Consider the following 7,801-nt stretch of genomic DNA (forward strand, 5'->3'; position numbering starts at 1 on the left):
AAAAATAGCATAAATAAATTATATTTTTTTAAGAAATTTTTTAAATTAAACATTTTTATTCTCCTATTGCGGCTGTCATTATTATTTCTTGAGTTAATCCTTTATTATCCAAAGAAGCTTTAATTTGTCCTTCATGCATAACGATAACTCTGTCGCTTAAACCCAATATTTCTGGAAGTTCGCAAGATATAAGTATTACCGAACATCCAGATTCTACTATAGAAAATATATAATTATATATTTCATATTTAGCCCCGACATCTATTCCGCGCGTAGGCTCGTCCAAAATCAAAATTTTAGGTTCGATTAATAAACTTTTTGCCAAAACGCATTTTTGCTGATTTCCTCCGCTTAAATTTTTAATCGGAGAATCAAGAGTCGGTATCTTTATTGAAAGTTTTTCTTTATATTCTAAAGCAGCTTTTTCCTGCAATTTTTTATCCAAACTTCCTTTTACGGAATAGTTTTTTATAGTTGAAAGTATTATATTATTTTGAACGCTGTCGTTTAGAATTACTCCCTGCGTTTTTCTTTCTTCGGGAACGAAACCGATTTTTAATTTTACGGCGTCTTCCGTTTTCTTAATATTCAATTTTTCGCCGTATAAATAACTTTCGCCGACATAATCTCCCGTATAAGCTCCGTATATTGCTGACAATAATTCCGTGCGTCCAGAACCAACCAAACCAGAAAATCCTAAAATTTCTCTTTCTTTCAAGTAAAAAGAAGCGTTATCGACTTTCTTTATATTTGGATTAACTTTGTCGTATAAAGTATAATTCTTCGCTTCAAAAATTATATCGCCTATTTCTCTTTCTCTTCTCGGTATTAAATTTTCTATACTTCTTCCAACCATTAGCGAAATTATTTTATCGCTATGCATATCGGTAGTTTTGCCTCCGCCTACGCTTTGTCCGTCTCTTATTATTTCCACTCTATCGGTTATCGCCTCAATTTCGTCTAATTTATGGCTTATGTATATTGCGCTTAATCCGTTTTCTTTAAGCGAAAAAATTATTTCTATAAGTTTTGAAATTTCTTTTTCGGTTAATGATGAAGTAGGTTCGTCAAATATCAATATATTTGCATTTTTAGAAATTGCCTTCGCTATTTCAACCATCTGTTGTTCGCCCGTTCCCAAATCTTTTATTTTAGCTTTTGGGTCTATATTCGGCGCTATAACGGAAAGAGATTTTTTGGCTTTTATATACATTTCGTCTTTATTTAATATTCCAAATTTATTTAGAAAATTGCCTAAAAATATATTTTCCATAACATTCATTTCAGGTATGAGATTAAGTTCTTGATGTATAATCGCTATGCCCGAATTTTCGGCGTCTTTAATATTGTTAAATCTCATCTCTTTACCGTCAATGAATATCTCTCCTTCATAGCTTCCAAAAGGATATATTCCAGATAAAATTTTCATAAGAGTAGATTTGCCCGCACCGTTTTCTCCGCATAAACCTAATATTTCTTGTTTTTTTAAAGTTAAGGTTATTCCAGAAAGGGCTTTTACTCCCGAAAAACTTTTATGTATATCCTTCATTTCAAGAATATAATTATCCATATTCGCCTCTTTAATTTAATTAAATTTTAATGCTTTATGTTATTAATCAAATAATTATTAAAATTATAAAATCAAATGAAAAATAACATAAAACATTATATTTTTATTTTAATTAATTTCCGTAAACATCTTCTTTAGTAGCCCAGCCGTCCGCTATTACAGTAGAATCCAAATTGTCTTTAGTGACTTTAATTGGCTCTATATAGAAAGTCGGAACATCTTTATAACCGTTATTTAAAGAACCGTTACTTTCTACAGTTTCGCCGTTAGCCAACGCTACCGCAACTTTTGCGCATTCTACGGCTATTTGTTTTACGGGTTTATAAACTGTAACCGCTTGCTCGCCTTTAGCTATTCTTTGTAAAGCGGCTAAATCTGCATCTTGTCCAGAAACTGGAACTTTACCCGCTAATCCTTGAGCTTTTAAAGCCTGAACTGCCGCTCCTCCGATAGCGTCATTTGCGGCAACTATAGCACTTACATTATTATTTTGAGCCGTTAACATATCCTCTATAATTTGCAATGCCACATCTGGAAGCCAATCTTTTGTCGACTGTTCGCCTATCAATTCTATATAGCCTCTATCAATATAAGGCTGAAGAGTATCCATAGCTCCTTTTCTAAAAAATCTGGCATTATTATCTGTAGGAGAACCGCCTAAATAATAAAATCGTCCTTTATTGGTAATTTCCAAAACGCCTTCCGCTTGCATTCTACCGACTTTTTCCAAATCGAAAGTTATATAATGAGCGATGTCGCAATTATTTATCATTCTGTCATAAGCCAAAGTTGGAATTCCGTCTTGAGAAGCTTGCATAATCGCTGGAGAAAGACTATTTCCATCGTTAGCTATTACCACGAGGACATCTATATTTTGAGCGATTAGATTTTCTATATCGGCTAATTGTTTAGTGGCGTTTCCATCGCTTGAAACATAAGTAACTTCCGCTCCGAGTTTTTCAGCCTCTTCTACGAAATAATCTCTGTCTTTTTGCCATCTTTCCAATCTTAAATCGTCCAAAGACAAACCTATCTTTATTTTCTTTCCTTGAGCGTTATTTCCGCCTTCTTTTGAACAAGAAATAAAACATAAAGCGATAACGACTAAAACTAATAATAAACTTTTTAAATTTTTCATGATTAATCTCCTTGATTTTAATTATTATAAATAAATTGATTTAATTTTGCTTCAAGCATTTCTTGATTTCCGCTTGGAAGCTCTTTTTCTTCTAAATTCATAGCATAATCGAATAATTCTTCAAACGAAGTGGATTTGCTTTCTATTTTCGCTCCAATTCCGCTATTATAAGAACTATATCTTTCTTCTATAAATTTATCAAAGAAGCCGTCTTTTATGATTTTATCGGCTATTCTTAATCCCCAAGCTAAAGTATCCATTCCAGCTATATACGCGTAAACCAAATCTTCCATAGTATGCGAAGGTCTGCGAACTTTAGCGTCAAAATTAAATCCGCCGTTTTTTAATCCGCCGTTTTTTATAATTTCTACCATCATAAATACAGCGTCATAAACATTAGTCAAAAACATATCGGTATCCCATCCTAAAAATGTGTCGCCGTAGTTTATATCAACCGAACCTAATTTATTATGATTTCTCGCAACTTGCATTTCATGTTGCATAGTATGTCCCGCAAGAGTCGCGTGATTCACTTCCAAATTAAGTTCAAAATATTTATCAAGTTTATAATGATATAAAAATTCTAAAGCGGTTGCGGCGTCAAAATCGTATTGATGTTTGGTTGGCTCTTTTGGTTTTGGCTCGATAAAGAACTGTCCTTTGAATCCTATTTTTTCTTTATATTCCACAGCCATAGATAAAAAATAAGCCAAATGTTCCAATTCTCTTTTCATATCCGTATTTAAAAGAGTTTCATAACCTTCTCTGCCTCCCCAAAATACATATCCTTTAGCGTTTAATTTTTTAGCAATATCCATAGTTTTTTTAGTTTGTGCGCAGGCTATTGCAAAAACATCTGCGTAAGGACTCGTAGCCGCTCCATGCATATATCTCGGATTGGTGAATAGGGAAGAAGTAGCCCATAAAAGCTTTTTTCCCGTTTTATTCATGCTTTCTTCTATTAGCCCGATTATAATGTCTAATTTTTCGTTGGTTTCTTTTAAACTTTTGTATTCTGGGGCTAAATCTCTATCATGAAAGCAGAAATAATTTATTCCCAACTTTTGCATAAGCTCGAATCCCGCTTCCACTCTCATTTTTGAAGCTTCAAGCGGTTCTTTGCCGTTCCATGGTCTCGTAGCGGTTTCGCTTCCAAAAGGGTCTCTGCTTCCCGAAGCTAAAGTATGCCACCAGCTCATAGCGAAAGGCATCCATTCTTCCATAGTTTTATTTCCTATGGTTTCGGATGCATTATAATGTTTGAATGAAAAAGCGTCATTAGAATCTTTGCCTTTATAAACCGCTTTTTCAATGCCTTTAAAATATTCCATCCTTTACCTCGAATAATATTATTAATAAAATGAATTTACTTAATCTATATATTAATTAAATCATCTTACTAATATAAGTATAGTCTATTTTTTATTATTTGTCAATACCTAAATCAAATTTTTTTTAAAAAAATTCTAAATTTTTATATTTTATCGTTGAATTTGTATAGATTTTAGTCGAAAAATTCTATTTAAATATATTGTCATCGTATATGTATGGGAAAAAGTTAATAAGTCCAACGCCAATTAATGAGGATTTATCGCCGAATTTCGATTTTACAATCATTATATTAAATTGCGAATGAAAATTATTCTTTTCAAAAATTTCTTTTTCTATATAAGGATAGATTCTCTCCAAATAATTGGTGATTTTTCCGCTCAATATTATTTTATTAGAATCGTATATTGATAAAAGGCTTCTTATTCCTATTCCTAAAATTTTTCCATATTCTTTTATAACTTTTTCGCATTTTTCATCTTTGCTTTCAAAAAGTTCTTCTATTGTTTTCAAATTAATTTCATGTTTATTCATAATATTTTTTAGTCCGTCATAAGACGCGTATCTTTCAAAACAGCCTCTATTTCCGCACGCGCATTGTTCTCCGTCCATAATAATAGTAAAATGCCCAATTTCTCCCGCAAATCTATGAGCGCCTTTCAATAATTTTCCATCAACTATTTGTCCTCCGCCGACTCCGAAATTAGAAATAGATATTAACATGTAATTATTTTTATCCATTTCTTTAGATACAAAAAATTCTCCAAGAACGGCGCTATTCGCTTCATTTTCTAATAGAATTTCCAAATTTAATTCTCTCTCCAAATTGCTTATATTTATATTAGTTAATCCCATATTTGTAGCATATAATATATTTTTTCTGTCAAAACTTATATTGCCTGGAATTGAAATTCCAAGTTTTTTTATATCTTTAGCTTCTTCAAAATTATTTCTATAATCGTTTACCACAAGTTTTATAATTTCTAAAAAATTTGAATTATCAATAGCGTAATCGTATTCTTTATAAAGATAAAAATTACCGTTCATATCTACAATTGCAATTTTTATAATATTAATATCTATATCTATTGCGAGAGATTTTTTATTATGTAAAGCAGTTTTCCATACTTGCGCTTTTCTTCCGATAATTCCTTTTTTAAAATCTTCTTTTACGATAAAATTATCTTTTCTTAAAATATCTAAAGCTTCATTAACTGTCGGTTTTGTAAGATTTAAACTATTTACTATATCTATGCTTGTAAATTCTTCTCTTTTTATACATTCCCGCAGAACATTTTTTAATGTCGTTTCTTTTGCAAGTAATTGATATTTCATAATAACGCTTTATTTATTTTTTATATTAGTTTATATTTATAATTTAATTTAATATTAAAAATCAATAAAAATCAAATAGAAATAATTTTTATCGCTTTTATACTATTGTCAATAATTAAAAAAAATGTAAAATATAATTATTATATTTGCTAACGAGGAAAAAATGAATATAAACATAACTAAAGAAACAGAAGTCGCTCTTTCAAATATAGCTAAAGAACAAAATAAAACAGTAGATTATCTTGTTGAAGAGGCAATTTTAAATTTTTTGGAAGATTTTGAAGATATAGAGGACGCGTTAAAAGGACAAAAAGACAGATTGGCAGGAGATAAAGGCATAAAAGCCAGCGAATTTTATAAACAACTTGGAATTTAAAATTTAAATGGAATTCGTATTTTCAAGCAAAGCTCAAAAAGATTTTAAAAAGTTAGAAAATCCAAGAAGCAAAGGAAAATCTTTGGCGGGAAATTTAAAAGTTTTTTGGCGATATAGAGTTGGCGATTATAGGCTTATATGCGAAATTCTTGATAACGAACTTATAATTTATGCAATTAAAATATCTCATAGAAAAAATGTTTACGATTGAATTATTAAAAAATATAAAACTTGATTTATAAAATATTTTATATATACTCATTTACTATTAATTAAAAAATAAATTAAAAATGAGGCAAAATAAAATGTTTACATTAGGAATAGATTTAAGCACGCAAAGTTTAACTTTAAGCGTTTTGAATTATAAAAATTTTAAAAACGAACTAAATATATCAATCGCTTTTAATTCTTTGGAAGAAATAAATAATTCTTCGATGAATAAAAATACTTTATTAATCGATTCAGATATAGAAGGGCATGCGGAACAGGATATAAATATTTTTTTAATAGCGCTTGATAAAGCTTTTTCAAAATTAAAAGATAAATGCAATGTTTCGCTTATAAACTCGATTCAAATATCGGCTCAACAGCATGGACATGTATATTTGTCGGAAAATTATAAAAAGAATTTGGAATATTTAAAATCGAAAGAATCGGCGAATAAAAATTTAGTCGAAATATTAAAAGATTCTTATTCTTATAACGGCGCGCCTATTTGGCGAACTTCCTGCACAGAAAAAGAAGCGGAAGAATTAAGAAAAACGGCAGGCGGAAAAGAAAAAATGATTCAAATAACAGGCTCGGATTCTCCTTTAAGATTTACGGGAGCGGTTATAAAATATTATTTTGATAATAATAAAAATTTGTCGGAAAATACTTATAAAATATTTTTACTAAATACTTTTATCGCTTCAATATTAACTGCTAAAGAAGATGTGAGCGTAGATTTTGGAAACGGTTCGGGCATGAGTTTAATTGATTATTCAAAAAAAGAATGGAACGAAAATCTTTTAAATGCAGTTTCAAAAGATTTAAAAAATAAATTAGGAAATATAAAAAGTCCTTCGAGCGAGGCGGGATATATAACGACTTATTTTATAGAAAAATTCGGATTAAATAAAAATTGTATCGTGGGAATTGGAAGCGGAGATAATCCCGAAACGAAAGTTTTATATAAAGGAGATATTCTTTCGCTCGGAACAAGTTTTGTTTATATGCTTAATATAGACGAAAACGATAGAGATTACAGTGGAGTTTCAAACGCGATGTATGACGGAATAGGAAATCCTTTTATGATATTCTGCCGAACGAACGGAGCTATGCTTTGGGATTCCATAATGAATCTTTACAATAAAAATTATAAAGATATAACCGATTCGCTTAAAAAAAATATAAATAATCTTCCGTTAATGTTATGGCAAAAAGAAAACGAATCCGTGCCAATCAGCAAATCATTTGAAATAAAAAGATATTACGAGAAAGCGAATTTTGATGACGATTATAAAGGAATAGTTTTAAGTTCTTTATATTTAATCGCCGCATATTCTAAAAAATTTAATTCTTCCAAAAAAGCCGATTTGTCCGTTACGGGCGGACCGGCGAAAGATACGGAGATTTTAAAAATTATCGCTAATATTTGGCAATGTCCGATAAAAATACTTCCTTCGGGCGGGGCTTCTTTGGGAGCTTCGATTGCCGCTATTTTGTTATTGAAAGAAAATATAGATTTGGACGAATTGCGAGACGCTTTGAGAGATAAAACTATTATCGAACCCGATTATAGTTTATCGAATAAATACGAAGAATATCAGAAAAATATGATTGAAAAATTTGAAGAACTAGCAAACTAAAAGCATAGTTGAATTATTTTGCTATATACCTACTATTACGATTAAAATTAAATTTTTTAAAAAAAATTCAAATTTTATAACATTAACTATTGACATTTTTTTGCTTTTGGTGTAATATTTTCTTAAATTATTTAATTAAAAATATTTGAAAAATTTTAAAAAAGGAGTTAGCATGTGTTTATCCCGAAAATACTATACTATAC

7 protein-coding genes are annotated in these 7,801 nt (G+C 30.0%); 3 read left to right on the forward strand and 4 right to left on the reverse strand.

Annotated features, from left to right (window positions below; genetic code table 11):
* Window positions 1-55: 55 nt before the first annotated feature.
* The 4 genes from ACR0QS_RS08840 to ACR0QS_RS08855 form a co-directional block, all read right to left on the reverse strand.
* Window positions 56-1,570, reverse strand: a complete 1,515-nt coding sequence (locus ACR0QS_RS08840) for an ATP-binding cassette domain-containing protein (RefSeq protein WP_432633075.1) — start codon at window positions 1,568-1,570, stop codon at window positions 56-58.
* 112 nt (window positions 1,571-1,682) lie between these two features.
* Window positions 1,683-2,708, reverse strand: a complete 1,026-nt coding sequence (gene xylF / locus ACR0QS_RS08845; RefSeq protein WP_432633076.1) for a D-xylose ABC transporter substrate-binding protein — start codon at window positions 2,706-2,708, stop codon at window positions 1,683-1,685.
* 17 nt (window positions 2,709-2,725) lie between these two features.
* Window positions 2,726-4,039: a xylose isomerase gene (gene xylA / locus ACR0QS_RS08850; RefSeq protein ID WP_432633077.1), complete on the reverse strand. Its 1,314-nt coding sequence runs from the start codon at window positions 4,037-4,039 to the stop codon at window positions 2,726-2,728.
* Between the two features lie 187 nt (window positions 4,040-4,226).
* Window positions 4,227-5,372 carry an ROK family protein gene (locus ACR0QS_RS08855; protein WP_432633078.1) on the reverse strand — a complete coding sequence of 382 codons (1,146 nt, stop codon included), beginning with the start codon at window positions 5,370-5,372 and terminating at the stop codon, window positions 4,227-4,229.
* 163 nt (window positions 5,373-5,535) lie between these two features.
* On the opposite strand from ACR0QS_RS08855, the gene ACR0QS_RS08860 reads away from it, so the two are divergent.
* The 3 genes from ACR0QS_RS08860 (at window position 5,536) to ACR0QS_RS08870 (ending at window position 7,598) form a co-directional block, all read left to right on the forward strand.
* A complete protein-coding gene (locus tag ACR0QS_RS08860) occupies window positions 5,536-5,748 on the forward strand; it encodes a hypothetical protein (protein ID WP_432633079.1) in 213 nt (70 codons plus the stop codon).
* Window positions 5,749-5,755: 7 nt separating this feature from the next.
* Window positions 5,756-5,959 carry a type II toxin-antitoxin system RelE family toxin gene (locus ACR0QS_RS08865; protein WP_432633080.1) on the forward strand — a complete coding sequence of 68 codons (204 nt, stop codon included), beginning with the start codon at window positions 5,756-5,758 and terminating at the stop codon, window positions 5,957-5,959.
* A 94-nt stretch (window positions 5,960-6,053) separates the two neighbouring features.
* Entirely contained in the window at window positions 6,054-7,598 is a 1,545-nt protein-coding gene (locus ACR0QS_RS08870) for an FGGY family carbohydrate kinase (protein WP_432633081.1), read from the forward strand.
* The last annotated feature ends 203 nt before the right edge of the window (window positions 7,599-7,801 follow it).

The organism is Brachyspira sp., assembly GCF_050873525.1.
GTDB lineage: Bacteria > Spirochaetota > Brachyspiria > Brachyspirales > Brachyspiraceae > Brachyspira.

Bases quoted from the DNA above. Each gene is read 5' to 3' on its own strand.
- ACR0QS_RS08870 (WP_432633081.1), top strand. From the start codon at position 6,054: ATGTTTACATTAGGAATAGATTTAAGCACGCAAAGTTTAACTTTAAGC.
- ACR0QS_RS08840 (WP_432633075.1), bottom strand. From the start codon at position 1,570: ATGGATAATTATATTCTTGAAATGAAGGATATACATAAAAGTTTTTCG.
- xylF (WP_432633076.1), bottom strand. From the start codon at position 2,708: ATGAAAAATTTAAAAAGTTTATTATTAGTTTTAGTCGTTATCGCTTTA.
- ACR0QS_RS08855 (WP_432633078.1), bottom strand. From the start codon at position 5,372: ATGAAATATCAATTACTTGCAAAAGAAACGACATTAAAAAATGTTCTG.
- xylA (WP_432633077.1), bottom strand. From the start codon at position 4,039: ATGGAATATTTTAAAGGCATTGAAAAAGCGGTTTATAAAGGCAAAGAT.
- ACR0QS_RS08860 (WP_432633079.1), top strand. From the start codon at position 5,536: ATGAATATAAACATAACTAAAGAAACAGAAGTCGCTCTTTCAAATATA.
- ACR0QS_RS08865 (WP_432633080.1), top strand. From the start codon at position 5,756: ATGGAATTCGTATTTTCAAGCAAAGCTCAAAAAGATTTTAAAAAGTTA.